This is a genomic window from Chryseobacterium sp. Chry.R1 (genome assembly GCF_039645525.1).
Lineage (GTDB): Bacteria > Bacteroidota > Bacteroidia > Flavobacteriales > Weeksellaceae > Chryseobacterium > Chryseobacterium proteolyticum.
In genome coordinates this window covers 3,274,228-3,293,604 of record NZ_CP151793.1, presented here as the reverse complement: position 1 = coordinate 3,293,604, position 19,377 = coordinate 3,274,228, and the positions used below count along the sequence as shown (strand labels likewise).

General features: G+C 38.8%; 16 protein-coding genes. 15 read left to right on the top strand and 1 reads right to left on the bottom strand.

The window, feature by feature from the left end; all coding sequences use genetic code 11:
• On the top strand, nucleotides 1-1,209 hold the full coding sequence (locus AAEU33_RS14930) for a PepSY-associated TM helix domain-containing protein (RefSeq protein ID WP_345988450.1): 1,209 nt from the start codon (nucleotides 1-3) through the stop codon (nucleotides 1,207-1,209).
• A 43-nt stretch (nucleotides 1,210-1,252) separates the two neighbouring features.
• Here the strand turns inward: AAEU33_RS14930 and AAEU33_RS14925 are convergent, their stop codons facing one another.
• Nucleotides 1,253-2,743, bottom strand: coding sequence for a PLP-dependent aminotransferase family protein (locus AAEU33_RS14925; RefSeq protein ID WP_345988448.1), 1,491 nt, complete (start codon nucleotides 2,741-2,743; stop codon nucleotides 1,253-1,255).
• A gap of 65 nt (nucleotides 2,744-2,808) precedes the next feature.
• On the opposite strand from AAEU33_RS14925, the gene AAEU33_RS14920 reads away from it, so the two are divergent.
• The 14 genes from AAEU33_RS14920 (at nucleotide 2,809) to AAEU33_RS14855 (ending at nucleotide 19,371) form a co-directional block, all read left to right on the top strand.
• Nucleotides 2,809-3,426 (top strand): hypothetical protein, encoded by a 618-nt coding sequence (locus AAEU33_RS14920; protein WP_172282757.1) that lies wholly within the window; start codon nucleotides 2,809-2,811, stop codon nucleotides 3,424-3,426.
• Nucleotides 3,384-4,541 (top strand): aminotransferase class I/II-fold pyridoxal phosphate-dependent enzyme, encoded by a 1,158-nt coding sequence (locus AAEU33_RS14915; RefSeq protein WP_345988446.1) that lies wholly within the window; start codon nucleotides 3,384-3,386, stop codon nucleotides 4,539-4,541. Before AAEU33_RS14920 ends, AAEU33_RS14915 begins: the two co-directional genes overlap by 43 nt.
• Nucleotides 4,542-4,692: 151 nt before the next feature.
• Entirely contained in the window at nucleotides 4,693-5,310 is a 618-nt protein-coding gene (gene bioD, locus AAEU33_RS14910) for a dethiobiotin synthase (protein ID WP_345988444.1), read from the top strand.
• Nucleotides 5,303-6,301 carry a biotin synthase BioB gene (bioB, locus tag AAEU33_RS14905; protein ID WP_345988442.1) on the top strand — a complete coding sequence of 333 codons (999 nt, stop codon included), beginning with the start codon at nucleotides 5,303-5,305 and terminating at the stop codon, nucleotides 6,299-6,301. Before bioD ends, bioB begins: the two co-directional genes overlap by 8 nt.
• A gap of 146 nt (nucleotides 6,302-6,447) precedes the next feature.
• Nucleotides 6,448-7,731 carry an adenosylmethionine--8-amino-7-oxononanoate transaminase gene (gene bioA / locus AAEU33_RS14900; RefSeq protein WP_345988440.1) on the top strand — a complete coding sequence of 428 codons (1,284 nt, stop codon included), beginning with the start codon at nucleotides 6,448-6,450 and terminating at the stop codon, nucleotides 7,729-7,731.
• 247 nt (nucleotides 7,732-7,978) lie between these two features.
• Nucleotides 7,979-8,515, top strand: coding sequence for a GNAT family protein (locus tag AAEU33_RS14895; protein WP_172282750.1), 537 nt, complete (start codon nucleotides 7,979-7,981; stop codon nucleotides 8,513-8,515).
• Between the two features lie 78 nt (nucleotides 8,516-8,593).
• Nucleotides 8,594-9,409, top strand: a complete 816-nt coding sequence (locus tag AAEU33_RS14890) for an alpha/beta hydrolase-fold protein (protein ID WP_345988438.1) — start codon at nucleotides 8,594-8,596, stop codon at nucleotides 9,407-9,409.
• A 158-nt stretch (nucleotides 9,410-9,567) separates the two neighbouring features.
• On the top strand, nucleotides 9,568-10,275 hold the full coding sequence (locus tag AAEU33_RS14885) for a YetF domain-containing protein (RefSeq protein ID WP_345988436.1): 708 nt from the start codon (nucleotides 9,568-9,570) through the stop codon (nucleotides 10,273-10,275).
• 336 nt (nucleotides 10,276-10,611) lie between these two features.
• The gene (locus AAEU33_RS14880; RefSeq protein WP_345988434.1) at nucleotides 10,612-12,459 is read left to right on the top strand and encodes a chloride channel protein; all 1,848 of its coding nucleotides are present in this window, start codon (nucleotides 10,612-10,614) and stop codon (nucleotides 12,457-12,459) included.
• A 43-nt stretch (nucleotides 12,460-12,502) separates the two neighbouring features.
• Nucleotides 12,503-13,183 carry a response regulator transcription factor gene (locus AAEU33_RS14875; RefSeq protein WP_172282743.1) on the top strand — a complete coding sequence of 227 codons (681 nt, stop codon included), beginning with the start codon at nucleotides 12,503-12,505 and terminating at the stop codon, nucleotides 13,181-13,183.
• Nucleotides 13,183-14,550 (top strand): HAMP domain-containing sensor histidine kinase, encoded by a 1,368-nt coding sequence (locus tag AAEU33_RS14870; RefSeq protein WP_345988431.1) that lies wholly within the window; start codon nucleotides 13,183-13,185, stop codon nucleotides 14,548-14,550. Before AAEU33_RS14875 ends, AAEU33_RS14870 begins: the two co-directional genes overlap by 1 nt.
• A gap of 100 nt (nucleotides 14,551-14,650) precedes the next feature.
• Nucleotides 14,651-15,349, top strand: coding sequence for an MgtC/SapB family protein (locus tag AAEU33_RS14865; protein WP_273648014.1), 699 nt, complete (start codon nucleotides 14,651-14,653; stop codon nucleotides 15,347-15,349).
• Between the two features lie 109 nt (nucleotides 15,350-15,458).
• Entirely contained in the window at nucleotides 15,459-18,164 is a 2,706-nt protein-coding gene (gene mgtA, locus AAEU33_RS14860) for a magnesium-translocating P-type ATPase (RefSeq protein ID WP_345988429.1), read from the top strand.
• Between the two features lie 67 nt (nucleotides 18,165-18,231).
• Nucleotides 18,232-19,371, top strand: coding sequence for an efflux RND transporter periplasmic adaptor subunit (locus AAEU33_RS14855; protein ID WP_345988427.1), 1,140 nt, complete (start codon nucleotides 18,232-18,234; stop codon nucleotides 19,369-19,371).
• The last annotated feature ends 6 nt before the right edge of the window (nucleotides 19,372-19,377 follow it).

Below are 19,377 nucleotides of genomic sequence, written 5' to 3'. Positions count from 1 at the left end.
ATGAATTCTAAATTGAGAAAAATCACATATCAATTACATCTATGGCTCGGACTAATGTCCGGGCTTATAGTTGTAATAATGGCAGTTACCGGTTGCATCCTGGCATTTGAAAAAGAATTAAAACATACGTTCTATCCTGAAAAATATTTTGTCAGATCAGTTAAAAATGAAAAGCTCCCGTTTTCGGAACTAAAATTGAAAGCTGAACAGGCATTACCTGACAGCTTAAAACTTAGCAGGGTAGAGATATCTTCCGATCCTTACCGCAGTTATGCATTCCGTTCCCTGAAAATGAATGACGAAGCATGGACATATTGGGGAACTTATATTTATTATTACAGGGTTTATATAGATCCTTATACCGGAAAAGTTCTTGCAGTTGAGAACGCCAAAACCGACTTTTTTGAAATTGTGATGGATCTCCACAGAAGATTATTGCTTGGAGAAAAGATAGGAAAGACCATTACGGGATATTCCACACTGATTTTAGCGATCATGCTTTTTTCCGGCTTAGTGATCTGGTATCCCCGTAAAATGAATAAAAATGCATTGAAAGGCATGTTTTTTATTAAAACATCAGCTAACTGGAAAAGAATTAATTATGACAGTCACAATGTTCTGGGTTTTTATGCTGTGATCCCTCTGCTTCTGATATGCTATTCCGCAGTGATATGGAATTTTGAAAATATTGATCAATGGGTAAAGAAAACTTTAAACGGAAAGGCCCACACTGAACAAAAAGCTAAAAGTACAGTACCCGCCACCGGGTTCTCCAATCAAAAAATGATCCTGGATATCGTAGGGAATAAAGTGGAAAAAAGTCTGGCAGGTAAAAAATCCGCATTGATCAGTTTTCCCAAAAAAGAAGAGGGAACGTACTATGCAGAGATAACATATGGTGAAAAACAATACCAGAATGAGCAATTCAATTTTGATCAATATACCGGGGAAACTTTAAAACATCAATTGTATAATGACAAAAATATCGGGAACGGAACCGCTCTAAGAGGAAGAAATTACGATCTGCATACAGGAAGTATTCTGGGTACGGCAGGCAGAATTTTATATCTCATTGCTGGTTTAATTGCAGCATCACTTCCCATTACAGGATTTATGATTTATCTAAACAGGAAAAAAAAGAAACCAACAAAAAGGAGTCATGCAAAAATTCATAAGCGAAGACATTCCTTTTTTCAAAATAGCCACTAAAAAGAGTAACAAAAATGGTACTCTTTTTTATGGACTTCAAAAATTATGAAATCAGTCTCTTTACATTTTCAGATAAAATTCTGATACTTTGTTCCATTTCTTCGAAAGTTAAGTTTCCAAATCCCAGCCTCATTGCCGTAAGATTTTTGTTTTGATACAATAATGTTTTAGGAATGAATAGGTTATTCTGAGCGCAATTCCTGCTGAGCTGCATAAGGTTCAGGGGAACATTCCACTCAATCCAGATCGCTAAGCCGCCTGATGGTTTTTGGAACCGTATATATTCCCCAAGATATTCTTCCAGTAAAAGAGCGAACTGGTCCCTTCTTTCCTGATAAATCTTGACCGATTTCTTAAGATAACGATGAATTTCTCCTTCAGCAATCATTTCACCCAATACCTGCTCCATAAGAATATCACCCTGACGGTCTATAATTCCCAAATATTTCCGCAATTCAGTCATCAGGTTTTCCGGAGCCACAATAAATCCTGTCCGGAATCCCGGGGCCAGTGATTTTCCGAAAGAACCGGTGTAAACAACCATTCCGTTTGTATCTGCACTTGCTAAAGGAAGGATAGGACTCTTATCATAATGGAAGTCATAATCGTAATCATCCTCCAGGATCACAAATCCAAATTCGTTCGCCAGGTTCAGCAGCTCTAGTCTTCTTTGAGCACTTAACGTTACCGTGGTAGGATAGTGGTGGTGAGGAGTGAGATATAACATTCGTATCTTTTGCTTTTCACAAGCCTCCCTTACATATTCCACCATAATTCCTTCTTCATCGATAGGAACAGGAACAATGTGAACCCTGGCTTTCTCCAGTATCATATTAACCGAAAAATAGCTCAGTGCTCCTACCAATACAGTGTCGCCTTCTGATAAAAGTACTTCCGAGACAATATAGATGCTCATTTCCGTACTTCTTGTAATAAGCAGATTTTTTTTGGAAATAGGAAGCCCTCTTGAGAGATTCAGGTAATGAGATAGGTTCTTTTTAAAGAATTCACTTCCGTCATGATTATAATGGCCAAGCATTTTATGATGTGCTTTACGCTTGAGAATAGCACTGTAAATCTTGGAATGCTGGTCAATCTGTGTTAACCTGATATCCGGTACCCCATCATTCAACAGATATTCACATGCAGAATGCTCAAATGGGTTATCGAGGATATTGGACGTTTTAAAAGAAAAGCCTGTTGTTTTCGGATAATGTTCAAGGTCATTGGTTTCAAAATTTTTAACCTTTGTAGGCTCATCCTTATTTTTCCCGATAACAAATGTCCCCTTATTCGGGATGCTGTCCACCCAGCCCTGAGCAAACAGCTCATCATATACGGCAACAATCGTATTACGATGTACTTCAAGGGTTTGACTTAAAGCCCTGGTTCCCGGAAGTTTGGTCCCAAAAGGAAGGTAACCACGCTGAATCGCATTGATCAGCTGATTGGCAATCTGCATATATATTGAAGCGTCTGAACTTCTGTTAATTTTGACAAAACTCTGATAAGGAATTTCAACCGGACTATCCATAATATTAAAACTGGCACCATTCAACCATCCGGCAATATACTACATTTGAATCAAAATAAAAATACATGGAATTTTACAATCTATTAGAACGTATTGTAAAAAATAATGAGGTTCATGCCAAATGGCTGAATACATTATCTTTTATGGAGAATGCAGGAGCCAGAAAAATTTCCAGCTGTGAGCATCCTACCCAGGTGAGCCAGATCCAGCTAAAACATGCAGCAGAAGAACACCGCCATGCCTACTATCTGAAAAAGCAGATCGGAAAGCTTAATCCCGACTTTTGTAAAACCTATGAAAAAGAGGAGCTTCTGGCTTCATTGGCAACCCGTCAATATCTGCACTCTTTGGATATTAAAGCGTGTAAATATTTACAAAAAGCATTTTCCTTAACCAAAGAAGAGCTAAAATATGCGGCTTACCTTTTTGTAACCTATGCCATTGAAGTACGTGCCGATGAGCTATATCCCGTATATCAGGATATCCTGACTAAAGAATCTTCTAAAATTATGGTAAAGTCAATCATTCTTGAAGAAGAAGGACACTTAGAGGAAATGATCAATCAACTGAATGAGTTTTCACCAGACTGGCAGCTTCATGCAGAAGAGATTCTTAAAATTGAACATCAGTTACATGAACAATGGATCAGTTCCATTACAAAAGAAGTAATACAGCTGAATTAAAAATGAGAGAGGGTCAATTAGCTCATTTCCATCAGGCATTGGATAAAAGAAGAGAGCAGGGAATCTTAAGGTCTCTCCGGCCTAAGCTTGAAGGAACAGATTTTTATTCTAATGATTATCTGGGTCTGGCACAAAATAAAGCATTTCAGCATTATTTGCTCGGGCAGGTTCAGAATAATCCTGCATTATTAGCAGGCAGCACAGGATCAAGACTAATCAGTGGTAATAGTGCAGTAGCCGTTCACACGGAGGAATTTATTGCCCACCAACATCAATACGATTCAGCATTGCTTTTTTCTTCCGGATACAATGCCAATCTGGCTTTGTTCTCTGCCCTGCCAGGAAGACAGGATACTATTATTGTAGACGAACACATCCACAGATCGGTACACGATGCCTGCTGCATCACCCATGCAAAAAAGATCAAGTTTAAACATAATGACCTTATCAGCTTAGAAGAAAAATTAAGCAAAATTCAGGGAAACTGTTACATTGGCATTGAAAGCCTGTATTCGATGGAAGGTGATTTTGCTCCGATCCAAAAAATTGTTGAGCTGGCAGAACAATACAATGCCCATCTCATCGTGGATGAAGCTCATTGTTTTGGTGTTTTAGGATATGGATTAGTTAATGAAAATCAATTACAGGACAGGGTTTTGGCTACTGTGATAACTTATGGTAAAGCTTTAGGGGCACATGGAGCAGCTATTTTAAGCAGTCGGCTGATCAAAGACTATCTCATTAATTTTGCGTCTCCTTTTATTTATACCACATCAGCACAGGATGTTCAATGGAATTCTGTAAAAGCCGGATATAATTTCCTGAAAATCCATCCTGAATTAGCATTAGAACTACAGCACAATATCACCCTTTTTAGAAAACAAGGACTTCAAAGCCCTTCATCAGAAAGCAGCCCGGTACAGGCTATTGTTATTCCTGATAACCACCAATTACAATTGCTGCAAAAAACATTATCGGAAAAGGGAATGCTCACCTATGCAGTCTACAGTCCAACCGTGAAAGAAGGAACAGAAAGATTAAGGGTTTGTCTGCACAATTTTAATACCGAAGAAGAGATTATTGAGCTTGCCACAACAATCAGAGAAATTATGTGAATATAAAATAACGAAATCACAGAATTGAGGATTTGTAGTTGATTATCAAGAGGTAAAAGCCTTCTACTTTTTAACAACATTATAAATCCACAATTTTAAGATTCAGCAAGTAAGCTGTTCAGCGATTTCGCCTTTAAACAATATTAAACCTATGAAATTATTTGTCACCGGAATAGGAACCGAAATAGGAAAAACAGTTTGTTCAGCAATTTTAACCAACCATTTTAAAGCAGATTACTGGAAACCCGTTCAATCCGGAGATCTTCATTATACGGACAGTATGAAAATTAATAATTGGGTGGGACATGAGGTCTGTTGTTATCCCGAAACCTACCGTTTACACCTCGCGGCTTCTCCTCATCAATCTGCAGCAGCAGAAGGAAAACAAATCAGTGTTGACGATTTTCAGTTACCGGATACATCAAACACCCTGGTCGTAGAGGGAGCCGGAGGATTAATGGTACCACTTTCGGATCATGAATTTATGATTGACCTGATAGAAAAACTGCAGTTACCTGTTGCCCTGGTAGTCAGAAATTATTTAGGATGTATCAATCACACTTTGTTATCCATAATGGCTTTAAGAGAAAGAGGGCTTTCATTAAAATACCTGATCCTTAACGGATCTTTTCCCACCGATACAGAACGGGTGATCATCAACTATATAGAAAAAGAAACCCATATCATCAGAATACCTGAGATGGATTCAATTACAAAAGAAAACATAGAAACAATATCAAACAATTTAAAACACGTATACAATGGATAAAACAACAAAACTTAGAAATGACTGGACGAAAGAGCAGATAGAGGAAATATTTAACCTGCCTCTATTAGAACTTGTATACAAAGCTGCGACCGTTCACCGGGAATGGCATAACCCTGAAGAAGTACAGATTTCAACATTATTATCAATAAAAACAGGAGGTTGCGTGGAAGACTGTTCCTATTGCGGACAAGCTGCACGCTATCATACGAATATCAAAGTACAGGCCTTACTTCCTACAGAAAAAGTAATTGAACATGCCCAGAAAGCCAAAGATTCTGGATCTTCAAGGTTCTGTATGGCTGCTGCGTGGCGTGAAGTACGCAACAACAAGGATTTTGATCGCGTAATCGATATGGTGAAAGGAGTAAACGAGCTCGGATTAGAAGTATGCTGTACATTGGGAATGCTCACAGAAGAACAGGCAATACGTTTACAGGAAGCAGGGTTATATGCTTATAACCACAATCTGGATACCTCTGAACAGTATTATGAAGAAATTATTTCAACGCGTACATTCGATAACAGGATCAATACCATTAATAACGTTAGAAAAGCAGGAATTACTGTATGCTCCGGAGGGATTATCGGTCTTGGGGAAACCAATGGGGATCGTATTTCCATGCTGCTGACATTAGCTACAATGCCTAAACACCCGGAATCCGTTCCGATCAATGCCTTAGCCAGAGTAGCCGGAACCCCTCTTGAAAACAACCCCAAAGTAGATACCTGGGAAATGGTGAGAATGATCGCTACCGCAAGAATTGTAATGCCATCATCAATGGTTCGTTTGAGCGCGGGACGCATCGAGATGACCGAAACCGAACAGGCATGGTGCTTTATGGCAGGAGCTAATTCCATTTTTACCGGAGAAAGGGAAACTCTTTTAGTAACCCCAAACCCAGGAGTTTCGGAAGATATGCAAATGCTCAATACCCTCGGATTGAAACCGATGAAAAAAAGAGAAGAAGCCTTGGTGAATAGTGAAAGTTAGAGGTTAGAGGTTAGAGGTTAGAGGTTAGAGGTTAGAGGCAAAATTACAGATAAATCCAGGTCTTTATTCTTTGTTCTTTTTTCTTTTCTCCTCTTTTTCTCCCCTTCATCATACACACTAAAACAACACACAATATAAATCAATCTATGCCGAACGAATTACAAAAAAGAGACCGGGCCGTGAACTGGCATCCGTATACTCAGATGAAAACAGCTGACGATGCAATTCCTATCGTCAAAGGAAAAGGAGTATATCTCTATGACAATGAAGGTAAAAAATATATCGATGCTGTTTCATCATGGTGGGTTACTTTGCACGGACATGCTAATGAGCATATTGCCGAACGTGTTTACAGTCAGCTGAATACATTAGAGCAAGTTATTTTTGCCGGATTTACCCACGAACCGGCGATACAGCTTTCTGAAAACCTCCTGAAGCTATTACCGGATAATCAGGAGAAGGTTTTTTATTCAGATAACGGATCAACTGCGGTAGAAGTTGCTTTAAAAATGAGCATCCAGCATGCTTATAATCAGGGAAAATCAAAAACAAAGATACTTGCTTTTAAAGATGCTTATCATGGAGATACCTTTGGAGCGATGTCAGTGAGCGGAAGAAGCATCTGGACCCAGCCTTTTGGCGAAATGCTGTTTGAAGTGATCTTCATAGATACTCCGAATTCTGAAAATCTGGAGGAATTAAAAATCCGGATTGAAGGTTTTGCCGGTGATGTGGCCTGTTTTATTTACGAACCATTGATCCAGGGAGCTGCCGGAATGCTGGTACACCATGCTGAAGATCTTAGTAATCTTATGAAGTTCTGCAGGGAAAAAGAAATCATCCTGGTTCAGGATGAAGTTTTTACAGGATTCGGAAGAACGGGAAAACTTTTTGCGGCGAATCACCTGTCCGAACAACCGGATATCATGTGTTTTTCAAAAGGATTAACAGGCGGAACAATGCCAATGGGTATTACAACCTGCTCGGAAGTGATTTTCAATGCTTTCTTATCCGATGATAAGTATAAAACTTTATTCCATGGGCATTCCTTTACAGCAAATCCTTTAGCCTGTGCTGCGGCACTTGCCAGTATGGAGCTTTTATTACAGCAAGATACACAACTTGCCATTGAAAGAATCTCCCAACAACATGCTGATTTTACAAAAATCCTTCAGCAGCATAAGAAAGTGGAAAATGTCCGCCAAATGGGAACCATTCTGGCTTGGGAGCTCAAAACGGATCAGGGAACTTCATACTTTAATGAAACCGGAAAAAAGATCTACAATGAATTTCTGTCCAGAGGAATTATCATGCGCCCGCTGGGAAATGTGATGTATCTGGTTCCTCCTTATTGCATTACCTCAGAAGAGCTTGATTTCATTTATGAAAATATCATAGACGTTCTTAACCTATTTCTGAAAATGAAATAGCCCATACTCTCGCTGCCGGCAACGATACACAGATTTAAAAAAACACAAAATTATGATCTGTTACATTAAGCATGGTATGCGGGAGTATATTTTTGCATCCTTTTTCGCTGATTGGAGGAGATACTGAAGAAAAGTAAATCTTTAATTCCACGCTGTCTAAATTTAAAGTTTAATGATCAATTTTTCCCATGAATATTGATTCTTACCCCTTAAACTCTTAAATTAGCTCCTCATAATAACTATTACAATGATTCTTGAAACAGAGAGATTAGTCCTCAGAGACCTCCATGTAAGTGATAAAGAAGCTCTTTTCGAATACCGGTCAGATGCTGAAACCAATGAATTCCAAAGCTGGATCCCCAAAACAATAGATGAAGTGGAAGCTTTTATTCTTAGAAATCCTAAAGAATTCAATCAGCCGGAAACCTGGTATCAGCTTTTGATTACGGACAGGAAGACAAATGACGTGATCGGGGATGTTGGCATCCATTTTATAGACAGTGAAAACAAACAGGTTGAATTTGGAATTACCCTGAACAAAAAACACCACCATAAAGGGTATGCTTCAGAAACATTGAAAAGCCTGATTGATTTGATGTTCAAAGACCTTAACAAGCATAGAATTACAACCTCTGTTGACCCCGCAAACAAAAGTTCAATTGATCTTATGAATCGTATAGGTTTCAGAAAAGAAGCTCATTTTGTTGAAAGCTTATATATAAATGGTGTTTGGGTTGATGATCTCGTTTTTGCTTTATTACAAAAAGAATGGCTTAATAAATAGCTTTTTGAATATATCTGGCACAATTTTGCCATGCTATTTCACAATATCACTACGTATTTAATTAAATATTTTTAGCGCATGAAAAATTTGGTAAACCTGCTTCTGGTATTGATCACTTTCGGGCTTACACCCGCACAAAAACTCATCCACAAAGAAATTTTCAGCCCACGGATGAACAAAAATATTAAAACCATTATCATTACACCCAATATTAAGCCTAAAGAAACGTATAAAACAGTTTATATTCTCCACGGGTTCAGTGGCAATCCGGACAGGCTGGTAAAGGAAGACCTGCCTAATCTGCTTGACAAAGCCAAAACCTACAACACCATTTATATCCTGCCTGACGACAATTACAGCAGTTGGTATGTAGACAGCCCTTTGAAAAAAGACTCACAATATCAGACTTTTATCGGAAAAGAGCTGGTAGACTATATCGATAAGAATTATCCTGTAAAAAAAGAGAAAAAGTACCGTGGTATCTTAGGATGGAGTATGGGTGGCTATGGTGCGGTAAACATCGGCGTAACTTATCAGGACACTTTTGGGATTGTGGGAAGTTCATGTGGAGCTTTAGACCTTAAATCTATTGGAAAAGGTTATGAACAATACAAAGTTAATGAGGTTTTAGGCCCTTTGGAAAAGCTTGATCCAAAGTTTCTTACGGACAGTAAAATAGAGAAAATGATCGGCGCCAATCAAACCTATATTCTTGATTGTGGTACTGAAGATCAGCAAATGATCATGATGAACAGGAAATTTCATGAAAAACTCGTAGCCAATAAAATCCAGCATCTGTACACAGAATCACTGGGCGGCCACACTACGGAATACTGGAGCAGATCATTATCAGATCAACTGGCTTTATTCAATAAATATTTTGAGAACAAATAATCAAAAATAATTTGAGATAGTGATTTCAAAAATCTAAGAAATCGCACTTACTATAAAGTATGGAATAAGCCTTATATAAAGCAAACTAATCTTTTACAGCCATTTCATTTCCTATTGAAATGGCTTATTTTTTGGATGTTCATTCTAAATTAATTTCTATGATATCCATATTGCTCTTAGAACTCAACTGGAAAGAATTACTAATGGGACATGAGGAATGGTCATTTATTCTTGAAATCATTCTTCGTACGGCTATTATGTTTCTGACGATCATTATTGGCCTCCGGGTTCTAGGCAAAAGGGGTGTAAAACAACTCTCAATTTTTGAACTTGTTGTGATTATCGGTTTAGGTTCTGCCGCCGGAGACCCCATGTTCAATAAAGATGTCGGAATTATTTCTTCCATCATTGTTTTCCTCGTGATCATCATTATGTACAGCATCATTACCTATCTGATCGGAAAATACAAAAACGTTGAAAAAATCATTGAAGGAACTTCTATCTGCCTTATTAAAAATGGAAAGTTTGCTATTGAGAACTTCAAAAAAGAAAATCTGGGAAGCGATGAATTTTTTGCAGAGTTAAGATTAAAAGGCATATCACAGCTGGGACAGATCGAAACAGCTATTGAAGAAATTTCAGGAGAAATCAGCGTATTTTATTTTGAAGATACCCAGGTAAAATATGGCCTTCCTATTATGCCGGACTCTTTAAAAAAAACCGTAAAGTACATCGATGAAGAAGGATATTATTCATGTACTTTCTGTGGGCATACGGAAAGGAAAAATCAGGGAAACGCAGGAGATTGTCCGGTTTGTAAAAAAGATGAATGGGTATTGGCAAGCAATAGGAAAAGAGTGACATAAACATCAATTGAAGTTTAAAAAAATTCCTAAACTGTAAAAATTGAGTTCTAATAAAAACTTTTTTTTATTTAGCAATCTTTATAAATCGCGGTACTCCTGGCAAACTTAAAAAAAAACAATCCTGATCATCTCATGATAATTAAAGTTTCCTAAAATCTAAGTGTTCTTTTTTCCTTATATTTGTTATCCCAAGTATCAGTTTTAAATAAAAACTGTGAAAAGTCTCATTAATCATTAACCCTTTTTATAACATTAATTTCCTCTTTACATGGTAATATCTGTGTAAAGCAATGGAAGAATACTTGTAAAAAACACTCAAATACCCGATAATTACACGTGAAGATTCACAATAAAAGAAAATACCTCAGTTTTCTTAAGTTTAAAAGAGATTTTCAGAAATATGGTCTCGAGAAAGTACGCAGCTATGAACTTGTCCTTCATTGGCTAAGCAACAGACTCAGCCGCAACCAGTTTCTTATTCTTTCGGGTATCCTGGTTGGATGCACTGCCGGACTGGCAGGTGTGATCCTTAAAACATTGGTTCATACCATCCATTATTTCATTGTCAATAAAGTCCATTTTGAATATCAGATCCTTTTTTATATTGTTTTTCCTTTTTTAGGAATTGTACTGACCACCAGTATTGTTCTTACTTTATTTAAAGGGCAGGACAGGAAAGGAATCGGGGCTATTCTTTATGAGATAGCTCAAAACTCCAGTATCGTTTCTTCAGTAAAAATGTATTCGCAGATTGTTCAGAGTGCCATTACCGTAGGATTGGGAGGATCTGCAGGGCTGGAAAGCCCTATCGCCGTTACCGGTGCTGCCATAGGATCAAATTATGCGCAGACTTATCGTTTAGGATATAAAGAAAGAACTTTGCTTTTAGCTGCAGGAGCAACAGCAGGTATTGCGTCCGCATTCAATGCCCCGATAGCAGGAGTAATGTTCGCATTTGAGATCCTGTTGACGGGAGTTGTCTTTTCCGATTTTATTCCGCTTGTAGTTGCTGCGGTCTGCGGAAGTCTTTTATCAAGGATATTGCTTCAGGAGGATATCCTTTTCAGGTTTCACGCCAGAGAATCATTTAATTACCACAATGTTCCGTATTATCTGATATTAGGTATTGTTACAGGTTTATATGCCAGATATTTTGTGATCATCTCCCAGAAAGTAGAGCATTTTATTAAGGAGCTGAAAGTTTCCCGCATCCGCAAGGCAATGATCGGAGGAGCCGCGTTGTCATTACTTTGCGTCCTGTTTCCTCCGTTATTTGGTGAAGGTTATGAAACAGTAAAGGATTTCACCAATGGAAATACCCATTTTATAATTGAAAACAGTCTTTTCAGATACTTTGAAATCGGAAACTGGACGGTCATTATTTTTCTGGTCCTGATATGCCTGTTAAAAGCTTTTGCGACTTCTATTACCATTTTCAGCGGCGGGAACGGAGGGAACTTTGCACCTTCACTTTTTGCGGGAGGTACGGTCGGTTTTCTTTTTGCCATGATCTGCCAGCAAATAGGGTTTGAGGATGTTCCTGTTACCAATCTGGTTCTTGTAGGAATGGCAGGCGCGATGAGTGGCGTACTATATGCACCTCTTACGGCTATATTTCTTATTGCCGAATCCAGTTTCGGATATGATCTGTTCATTCCGTTAATGATTGTTTCTGTAATGTCTTATTTAATGGCAAAATGGTTTTCCCCGATATCTCCGGAGCTAAAAAACATGGCTGATGAGGGCAAAATATTTACCCATGAGCATGATAAAAACCTGATGTCTTCACTTCGTACAAAAGAATTGATAGACCGGGACTCCCAGACTATCAGCCAGGATGCTCCCATTAATGATCTTTATGAACTGATCAAAAATGGAAAAAAGAACATATTTGCAATAACGGATGATGAAAAAATGCTGAAAGGAATTCTGACATTGGACGATATCCGGCCTTTGCTTTTTAACAGGGATAAAGATGCGTCATTCACCATCCAGCAGCTTATGAAAGCTCCGCCGGCAGTTATTCATCCCGAAGATGAGCCTTTGAAGATCATTCAGATTTTCGATGAAACAGGGGTTTGGAATTTACCTGTTGTGGATGCTCAAAACCGTTTTATCGGCTTCATATCAAAATCTACCGTTTTAATGAGCTACAGGGAATTGCTGAAGGAATATTCCGATTAGAATCCTTTTATTTTAAGAAACAATATTTGATATCTTTGTATCCATGAATATCCTAATCATAGAAGACGATCAGAGAGTTGCCCAGCTTACCCAAAGAGGTCTGGAAGAACAGGGATTTACGGTAACTCTGGCTTATGACGGGTTGTCCGGAAAGAAATTAGCCTTACAGAATGATTACGATCTTGTGATAACGGATATCGTTCTTCCTAAAATGGATGGAATCGACCTTTGCCGGGAAGTACGCCTGATCAAGCCTGACCTTGCGATCATTATGCTTACCGCATTGGGAACAACAGACGATAAGGTAGAGGGTTTTGATGCCGGTGCAGACGACTATCTTGTAAAACCGTTTGAAATGAGGGAATTACTGGTAAGAATAAGAGCTTTACTGAAACGCAACAACAAAGCTGCTCAGAATTCGGGATTTATCCTGCGTTACGCTGACCTGGAAATGAACCTTCATACCAAGATCGTTAAAAGGAATACAAAAGATATCAACCTCACTCCGAAAGAATTCAAACTGCTCGAATACATGCTGCACAACCCGGAAAGAGTGCTGTCAAGAGTAGAAATTGCCGAAAAAGTATGGGATACCCATTTTGATACGGGAACTAATTTTATCGATGTTTATATCAATTACCTTCGTAAGAAAATAGATAAAGATTTTGATCAGAAACTCATCCATACCAAATCCGGTATGGGATTTATTCTTAAATTGGAGTGATGCAAATCAAAACCAGGCTTACCATATTATTCACCATTATTACAGCAACTATTTTGCTGGTATTTGCTTTTGTAATCTATTTTTCCGCAAGCCAAAGCAGGGAAACCGAATTTTATGCGCTTTTAAAAAAAGAAGCTTACACCAAAGCCAATCTGTTCCTGAATGCTAAAGTAGACAAACATACCCTCCAGGAAATCTATCACAATAACCGTAAAACCCTGAATGAGGTTGAAGTAGCTATTTATAATACAGATCATCAGCTTTTATATCATGATGCAGTGGATATTGATTTCGTAAAGGAAACCTCAAAAATGCTTGATGATATCAATTCCAAAGGAAACATTCAGTTTTATCAGGATAACTGGCAGGTGATTGGGGTTACTTATATGTACCAGGGACAAAAATATCTGGTTACGGCGGCAGCGTATGACCAATATGGATACAGCAAAGTCAGTAATTTATTGAAAACGATTGTCATTGTTTTTATATTTTCAATCATTATCATTTTTCTGGCAGGAAGAATCTTCTCAAGAAAGGCGTTTCAGCCCGTAAATGAAATGACGGAAAAAGCGCGGAATATTTCAGCAACAAATCTCGATCTTAGACTGGAAACTACAGGAAATAAGGATGAGTTATCGGAACTGGCCAATACATTCAATGACATGCTCAATCGTCTGGAAAGCTCTTTTGATGCCCAGAAAAATTTTGTTTCCAATATTTCCCATGAACTGAGAACCCCTCTGGCCGCAATCATTACCGAACTGGAACTTTCCATTAATAAGGAGAGGACCAATGACGAATATAAAACAGTGATCAGCAATGTATTAGACGACTCCAAAAAGCTGGTCCGTTTATCAAACAGTCTTCTGGATTTTGCCAAAGCAAGTTATGATCCTACGGAAATTTCCTTTAAACCTGTAAGGATCGATGAGATATTGCTGGATGCCCGTCAGCAGGTTCAGAATTATAACTATGATTATAAGATTGACCTCAATTTCAAAGCTGATATTGATGATGAAAACCAGATTACGGTAAATGGAAATGAGTATCTTTTAAAAGTGGCATTTGTAAACCTCCTTGAAAACGGATGTAAATTCTCCGATGACCATAAAAGTACAGTCTCCATTATATTCAGTAATGAAAAAATTATCCTTACATTTTCAGACCTTGGAATTGGTATTTCAGAAACAGATATGAACTTTATTTTTGCTCCTTTCCATCGAGGTGAAAATAAAGAATTTGCGGATGGAAACGGAATAGGGCTCCCTCTTACCAAAAAAATAGTTGATCTGCATAAAGGCAGCATCACCGTATCTTCACAAAAAAACAAAGGGACAACCTTCACGGTAGAGCTCCCGCATTTATAAAATTTCTAATAAAATTCTAATTTTTTTCTAGTGGTTCTCTAACCGTGTTTGTGGCAGATTGTAAAGACCTTTGTGCCAGCAAAATAAAAGAAGAGGAATCATGGGATTATTGGAATTTACAATCAGACTTTTAAGCGGAATGTTATTAGGTTCCGCCATCGGTATCGAAAGACATTGGCGTCAGAAAAGTGCGGGTTTACGTACCAATGCTCTGGTTTCCCTGGGTGCTACAGCCTTCATTCTTCTTTCCATTAAAATCGGTGGCGATGCCACCGGAAGGATTGCTTCATATATTGTAAGCGGTATAGGCTTTCTCGGTGCCGGAGTTATCATGAAAGACGGACTCAATGTACAGGGGTTGAATACCGCTGCAACCATATGGTGTTCTGCCGCTGTAGGTGCTCTTAGCGGAATGGGCCTTCAGATGGAAGCCGCGGTAGTTACTGTTACCGTTATGTTCACCCACATTATCCTTCGTCCTATAGGTATTCACCTAAACAGATTCACTTTCGTAAAATCCGGCAATGTACAGACAGACTATCTTTTTACAATAAAATGTACGGCCGAAGTGGAAAACCATATTCGTGTACTGCTCATGCAGATGCTGGGAAATGATGAAAAATTGTTACTGAAATCCCTGTCAAGCGATGATGTGGATGATAATGTTATCATCACCGCTGTAATCGTTACCGCAACGCCTCAGGACAGCCTTATAGAACGTACGGCAAGCCGTCTTACCATAGAGGAAAAAGTACATAAGGTCAGTTGGGAGATTATAGGTACCCAGTCGGAATTATAATCTCTCTCTTTAACCAAAATTACCTTTTCGGGTAATGATCTACTAAACACGCATCCATCCTGTGATGCAGGATATTCTGTTCCTTTTTAACTCATTAATACCATGAGTCATGATAAAACTAAAAGAAAAAATTAAAAACCCATTTCATTCTGTAATCAATTCAGACGGAATGAATATCGGAACCATTACCAAGCTGCAAAATGCATCCAGCCAGGATGATAAATTTGTATATGCTATGCTGGAAACCAGTGAAGAAGGTATAACAAAGATAACGGCTGATGAACGTAAAGCCAGGTTCGGACACAATGAAATTCAACATCAGAAAGCTCCCAAATGGTACATCCAGCTGTTAAAAGCTTTTGCCAACCCTTTCATCTATATTCTGCTGGCTATTGCTGCAGTATCCTTTATCATTGATGTATGGCTCCCTCCCGCAGAAGAACGTGACTTTAAGACGGTAATCGTGGTTTCGGTTATGATCCTGGTCAGTACGCTATTGCGTTTCGTGCAGGAATACAGGAGCAATGCTGCTGCTGAAAAGCTGAAAAGCATGGTAAAAACAACGGCTACTGTACTCAGGAAATTTCAATCTAAACAGGAAATACCCATCAGCGAGCTTGTTCCGGGCGATATTATTTATCTGTCTGCCGGAGATATGATTCCTGCAGATTGCAGGATTGTACAGAGTAAAGATTTGTTCGTCAGCGAAAGTATGCTTACAGGCGAAGCATTACCTGTCGAAAAGAACCATCTTCCGATCCGCGATGCAGAAACTAAACAGGTCATAGAACTTAATAACCTGTGCTTTATGGGAACCAATGTGGTAAGCGGCTCAGCGACGGCAGTTATTGTGGTGACCGGAGGCTATACCTATTTTGGTAGCATCAGTAAATCCATCACTGGAGAGCGTCCTGAAACCAGTTTTGATAAAGGAATCAATAAAGTGAGCTTTCTATTGATCCGTTTTATGCTGGTTATGGTTCCCGTGATTTTTTTGGTCAACGGACTTATAAAGGGAAACTGGCTGGAGGCACTGTTGTTTGCTATTGCCGTTGCCGTGGGATTAACTCCGGAAATGCTTCCGATGATCGTTACAGCTAACCTGGCGAAAGGAGCTGTAAACATGAGCAAACGTAAAGTGATTGTAAAGCGCCTGAATTCCATCCAGAATATCGGTGCTATGGATATCCTGTGTACAGATAAAACCGGAACCCTTACTTTGGATAAAATTGTCCTTGAAAAACACCTTAATGTCCATGGAATAGAGGATGACGAAGTATTGAAGTGGGCATATCTGAACAGCTATCACCAGACAGGACTAAAGAATCTTTTAGACAAAGCTGTTCTTGAGCATGTTGAGCTTCACGATTATTTAAAAGTGGAAGAACAATACCTGAAGGTAGATGAAATACCATTTGATTTTCAGCGCCGCAGAATGTCTGTTATCCTTAAAATGCACAACGGAAACCATCTCCTTATCTGCAAAGGAGCCGTAGAAGAAATGCTGGAACTATGCAGTAAAACTTTCGATCCGGGAGATAACAGGAATATTCATATTGAAAATGATAAAGCCGTTCCCATGGACGACGCCATGCGTAAGATCGTGCTGAAAACTTCAAAAAAAATGAATGAGGAAGGACTCCGGGTGATCCTTGTTGCCATCAGGGAATTTGATGCCTCTCATCCGCTTACTTATACATTGGAAAGTGAAAAAGACCTTACCCTTACCGGATTCATCGGTTTTCTTGATCCTGCCAAGCCATCAGCTCAGCCGGCAATAGAAGCCTTACATAAATTGGGTGTTGGGGTAAAAGTACTCACCGGTGATAATGAAATTGTAACCCGGAAAATTTGCAAAGATGTAGGAATTCCGGTTCACCATATTATCAACGGAAGGGATCTGGATGAAATATCAGACGAAGTTCTGGCAGAGCGAATGGATTCTGTTTCTGTATTTGCCAAACTAAATCCTTTACAAAAAGTAAGGGTTGTAAGAATTTTACGCGATCAGGGACATACGGTGGGCTTTATGGGAGATGGAATTAATGATGCAGCGGCACTTAAAGAGTCGGATGTAGGGATCAGTGTAGATACGGCAGTGGATGTGGCAAAAGAAAGCGCAGATATTATCCTTCTTGAAAAAGACCTTATGGTTCTCAGAAAAGGGGTGATCTACGGACGAAGAACCTTTGGGAATATTATCAAATATATTAAAATGACTGCGAGCAGTAATTTTGGGAATATGTTCAGTATGCTGGGAGCGAGTGCATTTCTGCCTTTCCTTCCTATGCTGCCTGTTCATTTGCTGATCCAGAATTTATTGTACGATATCTCTCAGATTTCTATTCCCTGGGACAGAATGGATGAAGAATTCCTTGAAACACCAAAAAAATGGGATGCAGGCGGAGTGGCTAAATTTATGTTCTTTATAGGACCTATAAGCTCTATTTTCGATTTCGCCACATTTGCCGTGATGTATTTTGTGTTCAAAGCCAATACACCAGAACATCAGACCCTGTTTCAAAGCGGATGGTTCATTGAAGGTTTACTTTCGCAGACCCTTATCATTCATATGATCCGTACAAGGAAAATTCCTTTCATACAAAGCTGGGCCACCGCTCCGGTAGTTGCCTTAACAACTTTAATCATGATTATAGGGATTGCTATACCTTTCTCACCATTTGCAGCAGCTTTAAAAATGCAGCCTTTACCATTAAGCTATTTCCCATGGCTGTTAGGTATACTCACTTGTTATTGCCTGCTCACTCAATGGGTGAAAAACTGGTTTATCAGAAAATTCAATACCTGGTTGTAAGAAAAAGAATTCCTTTTCAAGTATTTATCGATCCAATTTCAAAAAAACAATTAAAACTATAAACGTAATGACTATTAAATCAGCACGATTGAAAAGCAATATGTCCGCAATGTTATGGCTGACAACTGCATCAATCTTTCTTTATTCCTGTAATAATAAGAAAGAACAGTCTGAAAACACAGCACCGTATATCACAAAAGGAGATACGATCATTTTGCAGAAAAATACTCCGATACTTTCCAAACTTGTTTTGCATAAAGTACAGGAAGAGGAATATAATCCCAATTTACTTACCGTAGGAACGGTTAAAGCGATTCCCAATACCTATGCAGAAGTTGCCTCACCATTTGCCGGAAGGATATTGAAATCATACATTAAACTAGGGCAGAAGGTAAATTCCGGATCGCCTTTATTTTCAATAAGTTCCAGAGACTATCTCGCTGCACAAAAAGAATACCGTGACGCCCAGCAGGAATACCGTCAGGCCGAACTGAACCTTAAGCGTCAACAGGATTTATTACACCACGGCGTGGGTATCCGGCGTGAAACGGAAGAAGCTGCCACAGAATTCCAGATTAAGAAAACAGCACTCGACAACGCATCCGGAGCTTTGCAAATTTTTAAAAATGGTAAAAATATGTCGCCGAATACTCCTCTTGTCGTTGTATCTCCAATACAAGGAGAAGTGGTAACGAATAATATTGTTATGGGACAATACCTGAAAGAAGATGCTCCGCCAATTGCCGTAATTGCAGAGCTTTCCAAAGTATGGATAGCAGGACAGGTAAAAGAAAAGGACATTCGTTTTCTGCAAAATTTAACCTCGGTGGAAGTCAATATCAGCGCATTACCGGATAAAAAAATTATGGGAAAAATTTATCATATCAATGAAATTGTCAATGAAGAAACCCGAAGTGTGGAAGTCCTGGTGGAGTGTGAAAATGATGACCGTCTTTTAAAACCCGGGATGTTTGTGAATGTAAAGTTCATTAACACCGTGGAGAAAAAAGTTTTTGTTCCTGCTAAGGCTGTCCTTCAGTTCAATGATAAAAATTATGTGCTGGTACAGACCTCTCGTAACCAATATGTAAAAAGGTATGTAGAAACAGGAATTACGGAAAATGATAAAATACAGATCCTCAACGGGCTGAAACCTGGCGAAACGATCATCAGTGAAGGAGCTTTCTATCTTCTGGATGCTAAATAAGGAACC